Origin of the sequence: Myxococcus sp. CA033 (assembly GCF_013336625.1) — a bacterium.
GTDB classification, from domain to species: domain Bacteria; phylum Myxococcota; class Myxococcia; order Myxococcales; family Myxococcaceae; genus Myxococcus; species Myxococcus llanfairpwllgwyngyllgogerychwyrndrobwllllantysiliogogogochensis.
In genome coordinates this window covers 175723-194324 of the sequence record NZ_JABUMU010000002.1, presented here as the reverse complement: position 1 = coordinate 194324, position 18602 = coordinate 175723, and the positions used below count along the sequence as shown (strand labels likewise).

Genomic DNA, 18602 nt, shown 5'->3' with positions numbered 1-18602 from the left:
CCCTCTCATGGATTGGCCCCTGGTGTTCGAGTTCATCCGGCAGCGCGACCCGGTGTTCCTGTCCCGGCTGGAGGGGGTGCCGGACGCCGCCATCGCGACCCTGGCCACGGACCGGGGCGTCACCCTGCCTGAGTGCTATGTGGAGTTCCTGCGGCGGATGGGAGGCAGCAGCAACGACTACTGCCCATTTGGCGCCACGCAGGACCACCGCTTCTCCGCCATCGCCGAGCGGCTCGGTGAGGACGACGACGCGCTGTTGAGCCGATTCTTCCCCGTGGCCCTCGAAACCGACGAGTCGCAGGTGGCGTTGTATGACCACTACCTCGACCTGCGGCGCGCCGAGGATGATGACGTGCCGCTCGTGGTACTGGAGCAGGGTGTTTCGCTCGACTTGCAATTACCCGTCGAGTCCCACGAGACCTTCGGCGAACGCATCACCACGAGCGTGTTCAGCCACTTCGAGCTGAGATGCCGTGCGCACCACGAAGTGGTGACCCAGGGCTGCGAGGGGAGCGAGGTGTTGCCGCGGGCCGTGGCGGTGCTGCGAAGCGCCGGGTTCGTGCCTGTCCTGCCATTGCTGGGCCGCGTGGCCTGTTTGCAGGCGGGGCCGCTCAGTGTGCATGCCTGGTTCGATGAGAACCCCGCGCGGCTGAGGCTGCGGCTCGGTGGCGATGACCCGCTGGCCCTGAAGCAACTCGCGGACCGGTTGTTCGCGGACCTGCCCGGTGCGCGGCGACCCCGGCAGCCGAAGGGGCCGCGCGGCGTGCGCTGAACCCCGGGGCGCTCAACCGCTCCGGTGGAACAATCACACGCATGGTGAATACAGCACAGGTGAGTCCGTCATCAGGTGTATGCACGACATCTTGCGCAGCACGGTGCTCTCCGCACTGTTGGCCACGTCCGCGACGGCGTGGGCCGAAACCCCTGTGTCTCCCGCCGCCACCGTGTCCCCGGTGCCACTGATTGCCCTGGTCCCTGGGAAGGTCCTCCATATCGACTCGCGGGGCTCGCGAACCCTCGCGGACTGCGAACAGGTCGAGGAGCACCGGATGTTGGGTGGGCCCGACAAGGGCAAGTTGTTTCGGGAGACCGAGCCGTGCTCGTTCTGGTACCTCGCCGTGCATCCACCCACGGGACGCTGGGCGATGGGTGTTTCGGTCAGCGGGGATATCGGTACGACTCGACTGGTGAGCATGACGCTGTCGGGTCGGAAGGTCGAGGTGCCCACCGACAAAGCGGGACGCGCCAAGGAGGGCAACCTGCTCGTGATGGGGGACCTCGAGGGCGTCGTGGCCATCACCCCCGGAGTCCCGGCGCAGTGGACCAGCAACCAGGTCCAGCACTCGCAGCGTCCCGAGTTGTTCACGGCAGACGGCTCTCGTGTGCTCGTCGCCAACGGGACCTTGACCACCGCGGACTGGTGGAGCTGGAGCTTCGGGCCCAAGCCCGAGGGCGTTCGCGTGTTGCCCGCGCATGTGACGGACACCGCGAGCAACGACCTGGTCCTGGGGGAGTCGCGCACCGTGGTGCGGCACGAGCGTGGCGGAGTCCGGGTCGCCACGCTGGACCCTTCGGGCACGAAGCCCTGGAAGCTGGGCTCCCCCATGAAACAGAAGCGGAAGGGACTGCTGACACCCGTGGTGTTGGGGGACTCGATGGTCTTCTACCGCGAGGGGACACAGGACGAGGGTATGAACTGCGAAGGTGCGGACTCGGCCACCTATCGTCGCCTCGACCTGCGCACCGGCCAGGAGAAGGTCTGGCGGACACATGAGACGTACTGCAGCGGCTTCGGAATCGCTGCGGCGAGTGCGCGGCGCAGGACGGCGTACTTCATCGAGAGCAACTACTTCTCCACCGGCGTTTCCCAACTGTATGAGTACTCGCTCGACGGGGACGAGGTCCGTGAGCTGAAGGCTCAAGGTATGGAGGGGGTGCACGACATCAGCGAGGACGGGCGAACGCTCCTCTTGTACGCGAGAGGCGGTGTCATCACGGTCTACGACAACGACACGGACGAGTCGGCTTGGTTGACGAACCTCGAGAAGGTCACCGACGCGGGACTGCTCGACCTGCGCTGAAGCGGCGTGTGTACGCCAGCATTCGAGGTGCTGGCGTGCAAGTCGAGTCACACGTCGCGATGGGGCTCACCAACCGTGACGGTCGAGCCAGCTTCGGAGCGCGCGGGCGATGTCGTCGGGCGCGTCCTCCGGCGCGTGGTGTCCCGCCGGGGGGAGCGGAACGATTTCGAGGCCCGGGAGGGACTTGCGTACCCACTCGATGACTTTCGGCGCGCTCAGGCCGGTGTCCCCGAACGTCAGGAGAAGTGCGGGCTTGACGGAGGGATGGGCAAGCCACGCGTCATAGCGCTCGATGACGGCGATGACATCGGCGGGTTCTCCTTCGATGGGAAGCTCACGCGGCCACTGAAGCATGGGGCGCCGTGACGCGGCATTGGGGTAGGGGGCGTAGTAGGCCTCGCGGGCGCTCTCGGTGAGGCCCGTCTTGACGCCATTGGCGAGGGAGCGTGCGAGGAACTCGTTCTGCTCGAGCACCATCTTCTCGCCGACGCCGGGCGTACGCAGCGCGCGGAACAGTTGCTCACCCTGTGGCGTCGAGTCGCTCCAGTTCATCGACCGGAAGAATGTCTCGAAGACCACGACGCCGCGCACGCGGTCCGGATGTCGCGAGGCCCAGTCCAGGGCGAGCACTCCGCCCCAGTCGTAGCCGACGAGCACGACGTCGCGCAGGTCGAGCGCGTCGAACCAGGCGTCGAGGTACCGCGCGTGGTCCGCGAAGCGATAGGCGATGTCGGGTTTGCCGGAGCTCCCCATCCCGATGAGGTCGGGCGCGAGGCAGCGGCCCCGGTCGGCGAGCTGTGGAGTCACCTTGCGCCACACGTACGAAGACGTGGGGTTGCCGTGGAGGAACACGATGGGCGAGCCGGTGCCCTCCTCTCGGTAGGAGATGAAGGAGTCGAGGACGGGGGCTTGGTGGGTGGTGGGCATGGGCGTGCGCTGGGGAAGGACAGGTGGAGACGTGTGGCACGCGATGAGCGTGCCGGTGACGAGCCAGCCGAGCAGTCTGTGCATGCGCCCAATATGCGGCCGGTGAGACCTTCCTGGCCGTGATGATTCGTGAGCAGTAACCTCACGAACCATGAGCATTCAGATAGGGGCCATCGACCTCAATCTCCTCCTGGTCCTCCACACCGTGCTCACCGAGCGCAGCGTGGTGCGCGCGTCCGAGCGGCTCCATGTCACGCCGTCGGCCATCAGCAACAGCCTGGCCCGGCTCCGCGCCCTGCTCGGGGACCCACTCGTGACGCGGAAGGGACGTGGCATCGTCCCCACGCCGAGAGCGCTCGCGCTGGCCCCCGCCATTGGCCGTGGGCTTCGAGAGATGGAGCTCGCGCTCCATGAAGTCCCATTCGAGCCGCTGCGGTGCAAGCAGACCTTCACCCTGGCCATCGCCGATGCGGGACAGCTCACGTGGGTGCCGCGAATCGCGGCGCTGATGCGCAAGGAGCTGCCGAACGCGCGCCTGAGCGTGGTCGGTATCGATTCCCTCATCTCGCTGGGGGACCTGGGGTCGGGACAGGTGGATTTGCACCTGGGCGTGGCGGGACAGGGGGCGGGTCTGCACTTCGAGCCGTTGTTGACGGAGCGCACCGTGCTCGTGGCTCGCCGAGGGCACCCGGTGCTGGGCAAGCGCCAGTCGGCACGGGCGCTGGGGGGACTCCGGCATGTCCGCGTGGAGATGGTGCCGGGAAAGGGCTTCGGTGACGCCGTTGGAGCCGCCTACGCACGGGCGGGCATCCCGCGGGAGGTCGTCATGACGGTGCCCACGTTCACGGCGGCGGCGGCGGTCGTCGCCGCGACCGACCTGGTCGCGACGTTGCCAGAGTCGCTCGTACACGAGCACGGCGCGCGTCTCACGGTGCAGCCAGTCGACGCGCCGCATCCCTCACATTCCGTCAGAATCTCGATGTGCTGGCACGAGCGCACCCACGCCGACCCGGCCGCGCGCTTCTTCCGCGAGCTGGTGCGGCGGGGTGTCCTGGCCGCGTGAAGTGGCTCGGCTCAGCGCTGCCCTGATTCGAGGCCAGGCCGGTCTTCGAAAAGCTGGACCCAGCGCCCGTCGAAGCCCCCGCTCGTCGGCGAGTACCACGCGCCCGGCAGCCAGAAGCCATGCTCCACGCCGTCCGTCGAGTCCGTGAAGCCCGTGTGCACGAAGTAGTCGTGTTGCCACCAGAAGGAACCCGGTGACGTGCCGTAGCCGCTCGCGCTCGCCCGAGTCTGGCCGCGAGAGTCCGCCACGCTGCTGGCATAGGCATTGTCGTGGAACGCGTTCGAGCCACCCCCGCCGAAGTCGGACGCGCTGTCGTTCAGCTCGAACGTGCCCAGCAGCCACTTCTTCGCGATGTAGCCCTCGCGGTCATCCTCGTTCTCGATGTCTCGCGTCTGCGGGAAGAAGCGCTGCATCCCCGCGCTCACCTCCGCCTGTCCCGCCTCGTTGACGATGGCGCTCTCCAGCCAGAAGTCGATGGGGGACGTGTCCTTCCAGTGCGTCGTGTAGCCGCCGTATTGCCAGTGCGTGGGCAGGATGTCCGCGAGGTCCTGAAGCTCATACGTGATTCGCTTCACGTTGGGCCAGGTGACGGTCTTCCCGTTGTCGTAGCGGCTCGCCAGCGCGTCCGCCGTCGCATACGTGAGCGCCCGCGCGCCGAACTCCGCCACCGCGTCCGCCGAGCCCTCCGGCACGAAGGCGTAGTGCACGTTCTTCCTACCATCGTTGTTGACCCCGGCCTCCGCCTTGCCCGCGCTCGCCATTCGGCCCGCGAAGAACGAATAGGGGTCCGTGCAGAAGCGCAGCTCCTGCCCATGCGCCGCCGCCAGCTTGTCGGACCACTCCGCCTGCCAGATGAGCAGGTGCTTGCCCGTGGCCGTCTGCATGAAGTTCAGGTCCACGTGCCCCGCACGGCGCACGACGTTGCGCTTGTGCTGCGTCACCACTCCGTAAGCAACGGACTCACCACTGCCCGGGTTGCCCACCACGTTCTGGACGAGCAGCTCCACCCGCTCCCAGTCGTGGAGCTGGTAGTCCCCGGCCGCGTTCTTATCGAGCGCGTGATACACGTGGTAGATGAGGACGAGGTTCTTGCCTCCGTCCATGAACTCGATGAGCGACGTGTACAGCGTCGGCCGGATGCGCCAACCGTCATAGGCGCTGGGGCCTGTACGAGACGCGTCGACGTACTGGGGGATCTGCTTCCAGTTCAGTTTGTTGTTCGAGAAGTTCCCATCCCGGTCGAAGTCGAAGTTCGTCACCCAGTCATAGCCGTGCCGCCCATCGTTCCCGTTGCCGCGCTTGAGGATGACGGGCGCGTAGTACTGGAGGAACGCCTGCCGCTGTGCGCTCGTCAGGGACCACGCCTGCGCGTGGGCCTGTGTGGGCCAGCACAGCGCGGCGAAGGTCAGCGCGAGCACGCCGTACAGGCCGAGCCCTCGAAACATCGGAGCACGTCTCGTGGTGTCTGGAGTCATGCCCCGAGCAAACCATGACTCTTCCCATATCAATGTTGGGAAAACGTGAATAAGTGCATTTCCTGAAAGGATGGCGCTGTGCGTCGCTTGAAGCTTCACGGGGCCCGTGTCAGGAACCGCGCATGCGCGATGACTCGACTGGCGGTGATGGAGGCGTGCCCCACCTGAGCCCGGAGGAGTTCCGGAAGCTCGGTCACCGGATGGTGGACTGGATTGCCGACTATCAGGCGCGGCTGGAGTCCTTCCCGGTGCGCTCCCAGGTGGCGCCTGGTGGCGTCGCATCGAAGCTGCCCGAGCATCCTCCCGAGGAGGGGCTCGCGGGTGAGGCCGGCTGGGAAGGCATCTTCAAGGACCTGGAGGACATCATCCTGCCGGGGCTCACGCATTGGCAGTCACCGTCCTTCTTCGCGTACTTCCCGGCGAATGCCTCCGGGCCCGCCGTACTCGGAGAGCTGCTGTCCGCGGGCCTGGGTGTGCAGGGAATGCTCTGGTCCACCAGTCCCGCCGCGACGGAGCTGGAGACGCGCGTGCTCGACTGGCTCGCGGAGCTGACGGGCCTGCTCGAGGACTTCCGTTCCACCTCCGCCACCGGGGGCAGCGTCATCCAGGGCACCGCGAGCGAGGCCACGCTCGTCGCCATGGTGGCCGCTCGCGAGCGCGCCCGTCGTCACGGTGCTCCCGCTGATTCCGAGTGGGTGGCCTATGCGTCCACGCAGGCGCACTCCTCCGTGCTCAAGGCGGCCATGTTGTGCGGAGTGGCCCATGGCGCCGAGGACACGACGCATGTGCGGCTCATCGAGACGAGTGCCCGCTACGGGATGCGGCCGGAACTGCTGGAGCGCGCCATCCGCGAGGACCTCGATGCGGGGCGCGTGCCCTTCTTCGTGTGCGCCACCGTGGGGAGCACGTCGTCGGGCGCCGCGGACCCGGTTCGCGCGGTGGGCGAGGTGATGGCCCGCACGCCCATGCGTGCGTCGGGCGGTTGGCTGCATGTCGACGCGGCCTGGGCGGGCGCGGCGCTGGTGTGCCCCGAGCACCGGGACCTGCTCGATGGCATGTCCGGGGTGGACTCGCTCGCGTTCAATCCGCACAAGTGGCTGCTCACCAACTTCGACTGCAATGCCTTCTACACGCGCGACAGGAAGGCGCTGCTCGATGCGCTCAGCGTGACGCCGGAGTACCTGCGCAACGCCGCGAGCGCGAGCGGCGCTGTCATCGACTACCGCGACTGGCAGGTGCCGCTGGGACGCCGCTTCCGCGCGCTGAAGCTGTGGTTCGTGCTGCGTCACTATGGCGCGAAGGGTCTGCGGGCCCACATCCGTGAGCACGTGCGGCTGGGGGAGCGCTTCGAGTCGTGGGTGTCCGAGGATGAGCGCTTCGAGGTGGCCGTGCCCCGCTCATTGTCACTGGTGTGCTTCCGTTTGAAGCCGCTCCCTGGCGAGCCTCCTCAGGCCACGGACGCGCGCAACCGGGAGCTGCTGGAGCGGGTGAATGCCTCGGGCAAGATGTTCCTCTCACACACCGTGCTGCATGCGGTGGAGGGCACGCCTGCTCGCTATGTGCTGCGGATGGCCATCGGGGCTTCGATGACGCAGGAGCGACACGTACGCGCCGCGTGGGAACTTCTCGCGTCGTCCGTCGGCTGACGTCCTCCAGGAACACGGCCGAGGGGCGCGCGCCAGGGGACACGTCCGTGTGTCCCTTTACACGGCGTAATGAAATGCGACGGAAGGCGAAGCGTTCTCTCGCCAGCCAGGCAACTGGTTGTCGCGGTACCCCACACCCCCGTCGCTCTCCTGGAGTCCTTCGTGTCACGACGTGCCCTGTTCCTGCCGCTCTGCGCGCTGCTGGCTTGCGCCCACTCCCAGCCGGTCTCTCCTCCATCGGCCGCCGCGGCCTCGACGGTGTCTTCTCCAGAGGCCAGCGCCGCGATGACGCGGGCCTGGATGGCCCAGCACGCGGGGGACGCGGCGAAGGGGCACGCCGAGCTGCGACAGGTGTGGGATGCGGGACACCAGTTCGAGGAGGTGGCTCGCGCCGCCGCGGGCATGGCCGCTGCTTCGGGCGATACGGCCATGGCCATGACCTGGTTGGAGCGGGCGCTCGACAAGGGACTGGCCGACCCGGCGGGCCTGCTTCACGCCAAGGCGCTGGCCTCGCTGCGCACACTGCCGGGTTACGACGCGTTGGTGGAGCGCGCCCGGAAGAACGCGCTGGAGGCTCGGCACGCCTGGGGCGTGGGCGCTGGACTGGAGCGAAGCTCTCCGCGCGAAGCGGGACTGTCCGAACCCGCGTTGGCGGAGCTGCTGAAGGCCGCCGAGAAGTCGGGCTCCGCGGGACTCGTGCTGCTGCGTCACGGCAAGCTGGTGGGGGAGTGGTACTTCGGCGGCGAGACGCATCGCATCGAGGCCATGTCCGCCACCAAGGGCATGGTGGCGCTGGCCATCGGCCTGCTCATAGACGAGGGGAAGATTCCGTCCGTGGACACCCCGGTCTCCACCTTCTTCCCCGAGTGGAAGGACGGCCTCAAGGGCAAGGTGACGCTGAAGCACCTGCTCAATCACACGTCGGGACTGGCCTCGAATCGCACCGCCTTCGACATCTACGAGTCCAAGGACTTCGTGCGCTACGCGCTGGACTCCGAGGTGGTGGACGAGCCCGGCAGCAAGCACGCGTACAACAACAAGGCCACCAATCTCGTCGCGGGCATCGTGGAGCGCGCGTCGGGCGAGAAGATGGATGTGTATCTCGCGCGGAAGCTCTTCACTCCGCTCGGCATCCGCGACTTCCGCTGGGACAAGGACCCGTCGGGCAACCCCGTGGGCATGGCGGGCCTGCAGCTCCATCCCGTGGACTTCGCCAAGGTGGGGCAGATGCTGCTCCAGGGCGGCACGTGGAAGGGCCAGCGTGTCCTGAGCGCGTCGTACATCCAGGCGTTGGGCGGTGCTCCCTCTCAGCCGCACACGCCCACTGCGGGACTGCTCTGGTGGCTCCTCTACGAGCAGGGCATGTCCGTCACGCTCGGTACGGACATGCTGGAGCAGGCTCGGCGCAACGGCTTCCCCGAGGCGCCGCTGGCCCGGCTGCGGGACCTCGCGGACCGCCCCGTTCCGCAGGGCGTGTTCCTGGCCACGTTCGTGGAGAAGCTGGGAGACGCCTCCCTGCTCACTGACTTCATGGAGAAGTCCGCTCCCTACAACTTCAAACAGAACGTGGAGGGCCCGCCCAGCGGCTTCGCGGCGATTGGCCAGGGCGGACAGCGTGTCCTCGTGCTGCCGAAGTACGACCTCGTGGCCGTGCGCATGTCGGACTCCGATGAGCGCGTTCCCGACGAGGCCCTGGAGTTCTCCGAGTTCACCGGCAAGGTGCTCGACCTCGTCCGGCCCGCGCCCTCCGCGCGCTGAGTCGCCTGCTCTCTCGGAGTCCTCGCGGCTGGGGCCATGTGGCATCATGGTGGACGCTCATGGTGCCGCACCGTCCCATCTCGCTCGTCCTCAGCTATCAGTACCCGGGCAAGTACGCCTTCACCGTGCTGGCGGGCGCCGTCGAATCCGACCCCGCGCTCGCGGACGTGAAGCTGTTCTTCCCTCGCGACAGGGAGACCCTGCTCTCCACCGTGAAGGAGCGCGCCGACGCGGGCGACACCGTGGTGGCCGCGTGGTCCTTCTACTCCGCCAGCTTCGCCGTCTCCGCGGAGGAACTCGCGTGGGTGCGCGAGCGACTGGAGGGCCGCTCCGTCCTCTGCATCGCGGGCGGAGTCCACGCGACGGCCGAGCCCGTCCAGACGCTCCAGGCCGGCTTCGACCTCATCGCGATTGGGGAAGGCGAGTACTCGCTGCGCGAGCTGCTCGGGCGCGTGCAGCGCGGAGAAGACCCGCGTGACACGCACGGCGTGGCCCACCTGAAGGACGGCAAGCTGGTGCAGCACGGCCGGGGCGAGGGCGTGAAGCTCGACGACTTCCCTCCCTTCGCGGCCCGTCACGCCATGTTTGGCGCCATCGAGATTACGCGCGGCTGCATCTACGCGTGCCGCTTCTGCCAGACGCCCTTCATGAGCAAGGCGCGCTTCCGCCATCGCTCCGTGGCCAACATCGCGCACTGGGCCCGCGAGCTGCGGCGCTCGGGGCGGCGGGACATCCGCTTCATCACGCCCACGTCCATGTCCTACGGCACCGCCGACGAGACGATGAACCTGGCCGCCGTGGAGGAGCTGCTCGCCGCCGTGCGCGAGGCCATGGCTCCCGATGGGCGGGTGTACTACGGCACCTTCCCCTCGGAGGTCCGTCCCGAGCACATCACACCGGAGGCGCTCGCGGTCCTCAAGCGCTACGTCCACAACGACAACCTCATCATCGGAGGGCAGTCCGGCTCCGAGCGCATCCTCCAGGCCACGCGCCGCGGCCATGACGTGGAGACGGTGGTGCGCGCCACGCGGCTCGCGGTGGAGGGCGGCTTCGTGCCCAACGTGGACTTCATCCTCGGCCTCCCCGGCGAGACGCCCGAGGACGTGGAGGCCACGGTCTCCCTGATGGAAAAGCTGGGGAAGCTGGGCGCGCGCGTCCACGGACACACCTTCATGCCGCTGCCCGGCACGCCCTATCGCGACGCCGCGCCAGGGCGGGTGGATGAGGAGACGCAGCGCAAGCTGGACACGCTCGCCTCCCAGGGCCGGCTGTATGGCCACTGGAAGCAGCAGGTGGCGCTGGCGGAGGGCATCGCCTCGCGACGAAGGCCCCGGGCGGGCTAGCGTCCCTTGCCCGCGTCACTTCCTCGGGCCCGCGAGCGCTCAGGCGCTTAGGATGGGTGCGCGATGTCCTCCGACGAGACCCCTCCCTACTGGTTGCTCATCTCCGTCCTCTTCAGCTCCCAGCCGCTGACGCCCTCGCTCGCCATGACGCTGCACCAGACGGCGTACGAACTGCACGAGCGAGGCGAGGGCGCGAAGGACGTCGCCGGGGACATGCTGAGCGGCAAGGTGCGCAACCTGCGCAAGGACGTGGCGCTCGGCGGCATCGCCGGTCCTGCCTTCGAGGCGGACATCGAGACGGAGCGCGGCTCCGGCGTGGTGCGCTTCATCCTCACGCGCCAGGGCCTGGAGATGATGCGTCAGCAGCCCGCGACGCCTCCTCGCCCGAAGTACCTCAACTAAGGTGACGGGGGGCTGCTCGCCGGCTCTCTGGCTGCGCGAAGCGTCCCGTCGTCCCCACCTTCGAGTCACGGGCTGAGTGCACCCTCGAAGGAGCGACCCCATGGACCCGAAGGAGTATCTCCAGACGCCGCTCGGAATCCCCCTGGACCCCGAGAAGCAGAAGGACCCGGAGGCGGATGGAGACCGGGTGCCCGCCGAGGGGCGCGCCGAGTTCCTCAACGACATCACGGGGCAGGACGGCGGTCAGCGCACGGAGGTGGGCCATCCGTATGATGGCGCCGGGGACCTCCAGCAGGGCCAGCGCGCCGAGTACCTCAAGCGCGCCGAGCGCAAGACGACGAAGAAGCGCTAGCGACTAATCCAGCGACACCTTCGTGCGGTTGCCCATGTGGAAGATGGAGTTGCTCAGCGTCGCGGCGGACAGCTCCGCCAACTCCATCATCACCTTCTGCTCCTCCGCCTCCTTGGAGCCCGCCGCCGGCGTGGACGCGGCCTGCGCGCCGTCCGCGGAGCTGGCGTCCTTGGCGACGGGGGGACGGCCCACGGCCGACAGGTAGGAGTTCAGCAGCCCGCCGTGCGAGGAGCCGCCCACGGAGTTGAGCGCCGACTGCACCACGAGACCGCCCGTGGACATCAGCGGATCACCCGGGCGGTTCGCCGCCGACATCATGTTGTTGTTGTGCTGCTGCATCACCGCGCCGAAGCCCGCGCGCGAGGCCGCGGCGTTGGCCTGCGGCGTGGGGACCTGGACCCGAGGACCGGTGAGGTTGTTGATGCGGCTCATGGTGGGCTCCTTGGCAAACCGAGGGCGCACGAAGCGCGATTCTCGGAGGTCTGCACACATTATCGCCCGAAGCCCCGGGAAGTTGCGTCCAGGCGCGCGGAGCCTGCCCGCTGGCCAGAAAAACGACCGAAGGCCGCGGACTTACGGGCAGGGTGCCCCAGGTCCACGGCCTTCGGATGGATCAGCGAAAAAGGCGCCCGATTAGAACTGGTGGGCCTCGGTGGACTCGTGCAGGGCCAGGGTGCTGGCGGAGCCGCCGGAGATGACCTCGGCGACCTGGTCGAAGTAGCCGGTGCCGACCTCGCGCTGGTGACGCGTGGCGGTGTAGCCGTCCTTCTCCGAGCCGAACTCGCCCTGCTGGAACTCGCTGTAGGCCGCCATGCCGCGGTCCTTGTACTTGCGGGCCAGCTCGTACATCGAGTGGTTCAGCGCGTGGAAGCCGGCCAGGGTGACGAACTGGAACTTGTAACCCATGGCGCCCAGCTCACGCTGGAACTTGGCGATGGTGGCGTCGTCCAGGTTCTTCTTCCAGTTGAAGGACGGCGAGCAGTTGTAGGCCAGCATCTTGTTGGGGAACTTCGCGCGGATGGACTCGGCGAACTTCTTGGCCTGGGCGAGGTCCGGGGTGCTGGTCTCGCACCACACCAGGTCCGCGAAGGGCGCGTAGGCGAGGCCGCGGGCGATGGCGCAGTCGAGGCCGCCGTTGAGGCGGTAGAAGCCCTCGGAGGTGCGGCCGTTCTTGCGGTCGATGAAGGCGTGGTCGTACTCGTCCGAGTCGCTCATCAGCAGCTTGGCGCTGTCGGCGTCCGTGCGGGCGACGAGCAGGGTGGGCACGCCCATGACGTCGGCGGCGAGGCGCGCGGCGGTGAGGGTGCGGATGAAGTGGTTGGTGGGCACCAGGACCTTGCCGCCCATGTGGCCGCACTTCTTCTCGCTGGCGAGCTGGTCCTCGAAGTGGACGCCCGCGGCGCCGGCTTCAATCATGCTCTTCATCAGCTCGAAGGCGTTGAGCGGGCCGCCGAAGCCGGCCTCGGCGTCGGCGATGATGGGGGCGAACCAGTAGCGGTCGCTCTTGCCCTCGGCGTGGTCGATCTGGTCCGCGCGGCGCAGGGCGTTGTTGATCTTCTTCACCACGGTGGGGACGCTGTCCACCGGGTAGAGGCTCTGGTCCGGGTACATCTGCCCGGCGGAGTTGGCGTCGGCGGCGACCTGCCAGCCGGAGAGGTAGATGGCCTTCAGGCCCGCGCGGACCATCTGCACGGCCTGGTTGCCGGTGAGCGAGCCGAGCGCGTTGATGTAGTCCTCGGTGTGGAGCAGCTCCCACAGCCGCTTCGCGCCGACTTCCGCCAGCGTGTAGCTGATGGGCAGGGTGCCACGCAGCTTCAGCACGTCCTTGTCGGTGTAGTTGCGGGTGATGCCCTCGAAGCGTCGAGCGTGGAGCTTGGCGTGGGGAGTGGCATCCGGGGTCGTCGTGGTGGCGTCGTACATCGCAGGCTCCTCGGTGCGGCGGTGAAGGGTTGAAGAAGAACGAAAGGTTTCAGCGAGTGGCATCCAGCGCCGCGTAGGCGGGCAGGGTGAGGAAGTCCTCGAAGGTGGAGGCGGTGGACAGGCGCTCGAAGAGTTCGCGGGCGCGCGTCACGTGGTCGGCGCCGTAGCGCTGCTGGACGCCTTCGCGCTCCAGTTCGGCCATCTCCTCGGCGAGCAGCGTCTGGAACAGCGCGGTGGTCACCTTGCGGCCGTCGTCGAGCGGGGCGCCGTGGTGAATCCACTGCCAGACCTGGGCGCGGGAGATTTCGGCGGTGGCCGCGTCCTCCATCAGGTTGTAGAGCGGCACGCAGCCCAGGCCGCCCAGCCAGGCGGCGGTGTATTGGATGCCGACGCGGAGGTTGTGGCGCAGGCCCTCTTCGGTGCGCGTGCCGGAGGGGACCTTGAGCAGGTCGGCCTCGGTGATGCGGACGTCCTCGCGCTTGTTGGAGAGCTGGTTTTCGCCCTTCATGTTCGCGTCGAAGATGTCGCGAGCGAGGGCGACGAGGCCGGGGTGGGCGACCCACGTCCCGTCGTGGCCGTTCTTCACCTCGCGGAGCTTGTCGGCGCGGACCTTCTCGAGGACGGCCTCGTTGGCGGCGGCGTCACCCTTGATGGGGATGAACGCGGCCATGCCGCCCATGGCGTGGACGTTGCGGCGGTGGCAGGTCTGGATGAGCAGCTGGGAGTAGGCGTTGAGGAACGCCTTGTCCATGGTGACCTGGCCGCGGTCCGGGAGGACGACGCTGGTGTCGGACTGGAGCGTCTTGATGAAGCTGAAGATGTAGTCCCAGCGGCCGCAGTTGAGGCCGGCGGAGTGCTCGCGCAGCTCGTGGAGGATTTCGTCCATCTCGAAGGCGGCGGGGAGCGTTTCGATGAGGACGGTGGCCTTGATGGTGCCGCGAGGGATGCCGAGGGTGTCCTGGGCGAGCAGGAACACGTCGTTCCAGAGGCGGGCCTCCAGGTGGCTCTGCATCTTCGGCAGGTAGAAGTAGGGGCCGGTGTTCCGCGCGAGCTGCTCGCGGACGTTGTGGAAGAAGAAGAGGCCGAAGTCGAAGAGGGAGCCGGAGATGGGCTTGCCGTCGATTTCGACGTGGCGCTCGGGCAGGTGCCAGCCGCGAGGACGCACGAAGAGGACGGCGGGCTTCTCGTTGAGGGCGTAGTGCTTGCCGCCGTCGGCGGTGAAGGAGATGCGGCGGCGGACGGCGTCGCGGAGGTTGAGCTGGCCGCGGACGACGTTGTCCCAGGTGGGGCTGTTGGCGTCCTCGAAGTCCGCCATGAAGACGTTCGCGCCGGAGTTGAGCGCGTTGATGATCATCTTCCGGTCCACGGGGCCGGTGATTTCGACGCGGCGGTCCTGGAGGTCCGGAGGCAGGGGAGCCACCGTCCAGTGGCTGTCCCGGATGGCCTTCGTTTCCGGCAGGAAGTGGGGACGCTCGCCCTTGCGCCAGGACGCCTGGACCGTCTTGCGGCGCTCCAGGAGGGCTTCACGGCGTTCGCCGAAGGCGCGGGCGAGGCGGGCGACGAAATCGAGGGCGGCCGGGGTGAGGACCTCGGCGTAATCGGGGTGCCACGGCCCCTTGACGGCCACGCCAGCGCTGAAGGCCGGGGTCTTCGAGGAGGGGGCATCCGCGGTCATCTCGACTCCTTGGCTTGCTGCGTTGTAAATCAACTTCGACGGGTCGAAAAATGGATCTTCCGAGGGAGGAAAGGAAGTGTCGGTCAATTTGTGCCTGCTTGGCTGTAATGCTGTCAACACCCGCCGGATTAAATCTGTAAATCAACAGACTTGGCGCGGGTTTGGCGGGGAGGGGGCGGCGGGCGGAAGGGATGCAATCAGCGACGCCAGGGTGCGTAGGTAGGGATGAGGGTGCTTGACGCCAAGGGGGTTGCCCCTCTGGGGAGACAGGTCATGGACGCGATGAAGCGGTGCTCGGGATGCGCGGAGGAGATGAGGGCGGAAGCGGCGAAGTGCCCTCGCTGCGGGACGCGAGGGGAGCGGCTTCACCGGGGTGTGGAAGGACGGGCGCTGACGGGCGTGTGCGCGATGCTGGCTCGCGAGCTGGGCATCGACGTGGCGCTGGTCCGCGTGGCGCTCGTCATCGCCACCCTGTTCTCCGGCGGCACGCTGCCCCTCGTCTATCTGCTCCTCTGGGGCTTCACTCCTTCGTCTCCGGTGGGGCAGGCCCCGCTGCAGCGCACGATGGAGTGGCTGTCGGGACTCGGGCAGTCGGAAGCTTCTCGGGTCGAGCGCCGGGTTTGAGGGCGCGGATTCACGGGCCCGCGGCCACGGTAGACACGGCTCGCGGGCCCCTCGGCTCGGCGCGGGTCCCCCCGTCAGCGGACGGGGCCCCCCACGCCGGCCGTCCCGCTCCCTTGCGTCACATGGCGCTGGTGCACACCCTTCGGCTCATTTCGGTCCGCACCGAAACGTTCGTCCTCGGGGACCCGTAGAAGCTCCTCACCGCTTCGCACTCCATCCCGGCGTGCACGGCGGTTCGAGGACTCCGGATGTCACCCCCTCTGGACCCCATCGCCGCCGCGACCCACCCGGACCCGTACCCCTTCTACGCGGACCTCGTCTCCCGACGACCCCTGTACTGGGATGACTCCCTTCGCCTGTGGGTCGCCTCCAGCTCGGAGGCCGTTCAGGCGGTGCTCACCCACCCCTCCTGTCGCGTCCGTCCTGTCTCCGAACCGGTTCCTCGCGCCCTGCTCGGGTCGGCTCCCGGCGAGGTGTTCCGACGCCTTGCTCGCATGAACGACGGCTCCTCTCACGCCTTCGCACGGCGCGCCCTCGTCGCGCTGCTGCGCACGTGGGCGCCGCCTCAGGTCATCGAGGCCTCCGGGCGCTGGACCCGACAGCTTTCGCTTTCGGCTCCGAGTCACACGCTGACCTTTCTGCTCCCGGTGTACGTGCTCGGTGAGCTGCTGGGGCTTTCCTCCGAGTCGCTTCCCCAGGTCGCCTCCTGGACGCGGGATTTCGTGCGCTGCATCGTTCCCGGCGCCCACCCGGACACCTTGGGGCCCGCGACCTTGGCCGCGCGGTCTCTGCTCTCGGTGTTTCGCTCCGCGCTGGAGGCCCAGCTCGCACCGGGCTCGTCCGGCGGCTCCCTGGCTGTGCTGGCCCACGAGACGGCCTCGCTGGGTTCCCAGGACTCCTCGGAGGTGGTGGTCGCCAATGCCATCGGCCTGCTCTTGCAGACGCATGACGCCACGGCGGGGTTGCTGGGGCAGGCCCTTCGCGCCCTGCTCACGGACTCCTCGCTGCTCATGGAGGTGCGGGACGACGTGTCGCTGCTTCCTTCGTTTCTCGACGAGGTGCTCCGGTTCGAGTCCCCCGTCCAGAACACCCGCCGGTTCCTGGCCGATGACGCCGTTGTCGCCGGACAGGCCATGGCCTCCGGGGATGCCGTGCTCGTCGTCCTCGCCGCCGCCAACCGTGACCCCGCCCTTCATCCGGAACCGCAGCGGTTCGACCTCCACCGGGCACATCCCCGGGCACTTGCTTTCGGCGCGGGCGCTCATGCCTGCCCGGGTGATGGGCTCGCGAAGTCCATGGCTCACGGCGCTCTTCTGTCGCTGCTCTCTTCGGACCTTCGCGCGCTTCGGGCGGCCGTCCTCGGGGCTGCGTGGATGCCCTCACTCAACTCTCGCATCCCCGTGTTCGCCGCTGCTGTCCTCCCGGAGGCTCAACCATGATTGCCGTCATCTTCGAGGCCCGGCTCAGCTCCGACGGACAGCGTGAGTACCTGGACCTGGCCGACCAGCTCCGGCCGCTGCTGGCTCGCATCGACGGCTTCATCTCCATCGAGCGCTTCCAGAGTCTGTCCTCGCCAGACCGGCTGCTCTCCCTCTCGTTCTGGCGGGACGAGGCCGCCGTCCAGCAATGGCGACAGCTCGAGGCCCACCGCGCCGCCCAGGCCCGGGGCCGGGAGTCCGTCTTCGCCGACTACCGCCTGCGCGTCGCCACGGTCCTTCGCGACTACGGACCCCACGAGCGCGAGCAGGCCCCCGACGACAGCCGACGGGCTCACGGCTGACACCCGGATTGCTCACGGAGCGACGGTCCACACACCTTCCGGGTGCCAACGGCTCCAGCCTGTTATTCGTGGGCTCACGGACACTTTTCGCCAGGAGCCCCGCGCGTGAGCACCCAGAACGTTCGCATCGAGAAGGACACCTTCGGCCCCATCGAAGTCCCCGCCGACCGCCTCTGGGGCGCGCAGACCCAGCGCAGCCTCCAGAACTTCGCCATCTCCACCGAGCGCATGCCCCCCGGCCTCATCCGCGCGCTCGTCCTCGTCAAGAAGGCCGCGGCCCTCGTCAACGTGGAGAACGGCGGCCTGGCTCGCGAGAAGGGCGATGCCATCGTCCGCGCCGCCGATGAAGTCCTCGGCGGCAAACACGACGCCGAGTTCCCCCTGTCCGTCTGGCAGACCGGCAGCGGCACCCAGACGAACATGAACACCAACGAGGTGCTCGCCAACCGCGCCTCGGAGCTGCTCGGCGGAGAGCGCGGCGAGGGCCGCAAGGTCCACGCCAACGACGACGTCAACAAGGGCCAGAGCTCCAACGACGTCTTCCCCACCGCCATGAGCGTGGCCGCCGCCACCTCCCTCGTCGAGCACGTCCTCCCCGAACTGAAGGCCCTGCGCGATGTCCTCGCCGACAAGTCCCGCGCCTTCATGGATGTCGTGAAGATTGGCCGCACCCACCTCCAGGACGCCACGCCCCTCACCCTGGGCCAGGAGCTGAGCGGCTACGTCGCCCAGTTGGACCTCGCGCGCTCCCACCTGGAGCGGACGCTGCCGCACCTGCATGAACTCGCGCTGGGTGGCACCGCCGTCGGCACGGGCCTCAACGCCCCCAAGGGTTATGCCGAGCGCGTCGCGAAGGAGATTGCCCGCCTCACCGGCCTCGGCTTCGTCACCGCCCCCAACAAGTTCGAGGCGCTGGCCGCCAACGACGCGCTCGTCCAGGCCCACGGCGCCCTCAAGGGCCTGGCCGCCGTCCTCTTCAAAATCGCCAACGACATCCGCTGGCTGTCCTCGGGCCCCCGCTCCGGCCTGGGCGAAATCACCATCCCGGAGAACGAGCCGGGCAGCTCCATCATGCCGGGCAAGGTGAACCCCACCCAGAGCGAAGCCCTCACCATGCTCTGCGCCCAGGTCATGGGCAACGACGTCGCCGTCTCCATCGGCGGCGCCTCCGGCAACTTCGAGCTCAACGTCTTCAAGCCCCTCATCATCCACAACGTCCTGCAGAGCTGCCGGCTGCTCGCGGACGGCATGCGCAGCTTCCGGCTCAACTGCGCCGTCGGCATCGAACCCAACCGCGCCCGCATCCAGGAGAACCTGGAGCGCAGCCTCATGCTCGTCACCGCCCTCAACCCGCACATCGGCTACGACAACGCCGCGAAAATCGCCAAGCAGGCCCACAAGGAAGGCAAGACGCTCAAGGAGGTCGCCGTGGCGCTGGGCCTGCTCACCTCCGAGCAGTTCGACCAATGGGTCCGCCCGGAGAAGATGACCGGCCTGTAGGCCGCCCGTGTCCTACACCCCGCCCGGACGCCCCACCGAGGGGCATCCGGGGGGCC

At 68.2% G+C, this 18602-nt stretch carries 17 protein-coding genes; 12 read left to right on the top strand and 5 right to left on the bottom strand.

The window, feature by feature from the left end; translation table 11 throughout:
* The first annotated feature begins 7 nt into the window (after nt 1-7).
* Both HUA78_RS06835 and HUA78_RS06830 read left to right on the top strand, forming a co-directional pair.
* Nucleotides 8-772: an SMI1/KNR4 family protein gene (locus HUA78_RS06835; protein WP_174475912.1), complete on the top strand. Its 765-nt coding sequence runs from the start codon at nt 8-10 to the stop codon at nt 770-772.
* 79 nt (nt 773-851) lie between these two features.
* Nucleotides 852-2081, top strand: coding sequence for a hypothetical protein (locus HUA78_RS06830; protein WP_174475911.1), 1230 nt, complete (start codon nt 852-854; stop codon nt 2079-2081).
* Nucleotides 2082-2147: 66 nt separating this feature from the next.
* On the opposite strand, the gene HUA78_RS06825 is transcribed toward HUA78_RS06830, so the two are convergent.
* The gene (locus HUA78_RS06825; protein WP_174461026.1) at nt 2148-3092 is read right to left on the bottom strand and encodes a haloalkane dehalogenase; all 945 of its coding nucleotides are present in this window, start codon (nt 3090-3092) and stop codon (nt 2148-2150) included.
* A gap of 67 nt (nt 3093-3159) precedes the next feature.
* Here HUA78_RS06825 and HUA78_RS06820 point away from each other — a divergent pair, with 67 nt between their 5' ends.
* Nucleotides 3160-4071 (top strand): LysR family transcriptional regulator, encoded by a 912-nt coding sequence (locus HUA78_RS06820; protein ID WP_174457878.1) that lies wholly within the window; start codon nt 3160-3162, stop codon nt 4069-4071.
* 11 nt (nt 4072-4082) lie between these two features.
* On the opposite strand, the gene HUA78_RS06815 is transcribed toward HUA78_RS06820, so the two are convergent.
* Entirely contained in the window at nt 4083-5516 is a 1434-nt protein-coding gene (locus tag HUA78_RS06815; RefSeq protein ID WP_254623595.1) for a hypothetical protein, read from the bottom strand.
* A gap of 152 nt (nt 5517-5668) precedes the next feature.
* On the opposite strand from HUA78_RS06815, the gene HUA78_RS06810 reads away from it, so the two are divergent.
* The 5 genes from HUA78_RS06810 to HUA78_RS06790 all read left to right on the top strand — a co-directional run bounded on the left by HUA78_RS06810 (nt 5669) and on the right by HUA78_RS06790 (nt 11047).
* Nucleotides 5669-7192 (top strand): pyridoxal-dependent decarboxylase, encoded by a 1524-nt coding sequence (locus HUA78_RS06810; RefSeq protein WP_174475910.1) that lies wholly within the window; start codon nt 5669-5671, stop codon nt 7190-7192.
* Between the two features lie 162 nt (nt 7193-7354).
* A complete protein-coding gene (locus HUA78_RS06805; protein ID WP_371745517.1) occupies nt 7355-8950 on the top strand; it encodes a serine hydrolase domain-containing protein in 1596 nt (531 codons plus the stop codon).
* A 59-nt stretch (nt 8951-9009) separates the two neighbouring features.
* Nucleotides 9010-10293: a TIGR04013 family B12-binding domain/radical SAM domain-containing protein gene (locus HUA78_RS06800; RefSeq protein ID WP_174475908.1), complete on the top strand. Its 1284-nt coding sequence runs from the start codon at nt 9010-9012 to the stop codon at nt 10291-10293.
* A gap of 63 nt (nt 10294-10356) precedes the next feature.
* Nucleotides 10357-10695, top strand: a complete 339-nt coding sequence (locus HUA78_RS06795) for a hypothetical protein (RefSeq protein WP_141647275.1) — start codon at nt 10357-10359, stop codon at nt 10693-10695.
* 100 nt (nt 10696-10795) lie between these two features.
* On the top strand, nt 10796-11047 hold the full coding sequence (locus HUA78_RS06790; protein WP_141647274.1) for a hypothetical protein: 252 nt from the start codon (nt 10796-10798) through the stop codon (nt 11045-11047).
* 3 nt (nt 11048-11050) lie between these two features.
* Here HUA78_RS06790 and HUA78_RS06785 read toward each other — a convergent pair whose 3' ends face one another.
* The 3 genes from HUA78_RS06785 to aceB all read right to left on the bottom strand — a co-directional run bounded on the left by HUA78_RS06785 (nt 11051) and on the right by aceB (nt 14642).
* Nucleotides 11051-11479 carry a hypothetical protein gene (locus HUA78_RS06785; RefSeq protein ID WP_141647273.1) on the bottom strand — a complete coding sequence of 143 codons (429 nt, stop codon included), beginning with the start codon at nt 11477-11479 and terminating at the stop codon, nt 11051-11053.
* A gap of 201 nt (nt 11480-11680) precedes the next feature.
* A complete protein-coding gene (aceA, locus tag HUA78_RS06780; protein ID WP_174457883.1) occupies nt 11681-12967 on the bottom strand; it encodes an isocitrate lyase in 1287 nt (428 codons plus the stop codon).
* 49 nt (nt 12968-13016) lie between these two features.
* The gene (aceB, locus tag HUA78_RS06775) at nt 13017-14642 is read right to left on the bottom strand and encodes a malate synthase A (RefSeq protein ID WP_141647271.1); all 1626 of its coding nucleotides are present in this window, start codon (nt 14640-14642) and stop codon (nt 13017-13019) included.
* A 273-nt stretch (nt 14643-14915) separates the two neighbouring features.
* Here aceB and HUA78_RS06770 point away from each other — a divergent pair, with 273 nt between their 5' ends.
* The 4 genes from HUA78_RS06770 to fumC all read left to right on the top strand — a co-directional run bounded on the left by HUA78_RS06770 (nt 14916) and on the right by fumC (nt 18546).
* Nucleotides 14916-15266, top strand: a complete 351-nt coding sequence (locus HUA78_RS06770; RefSeq protein ID WP_246137195.1) for a PspC domain-containing protein — start codon at nt 14916-14918, stop codon at nt 15264-15266.
* A gap of 248 nt (nt 15267-15514) precedes the next feature.
* A complete protein-coding gene (locus HUA78_RS06765) occupies nt 15515-16705 on the top strand; it encodes a cytochrome P450 (protein WP_174475907.1) in 1191 nt (396 codons plus the stop codon).
* The gene (locus HUA78_RS47450; protein ID WP_174475906.1) at nt 16702-17046 is read left to right on the top strand and encodes an antibiotic biosynthesis monooxygenase; all 345 of its coding nucleotides are present in this window, start codon (nt 16702-16704) and stop codon (nt 17044-17046) included. The genes HUA78_RS06765 and HUA78_RS47450 overlap by 4 nt, the downstream gene beginning before the upstream one ends.
* Nucleotides 17047-17151: 105 nt before the next feature.
* Nucleotides 17152-18546, top strand: coding sequence for a class II fumarate hydratase (gene fumC, locus HUA78_RS06755; RefSeq protein ID WP_174461035.1), 1395 nt, complete (start codon nt 17152-17154; stop codon nt 18544-18546).
* Nucleotides 18547-18602: the final 56 nt, after the last annotated feature.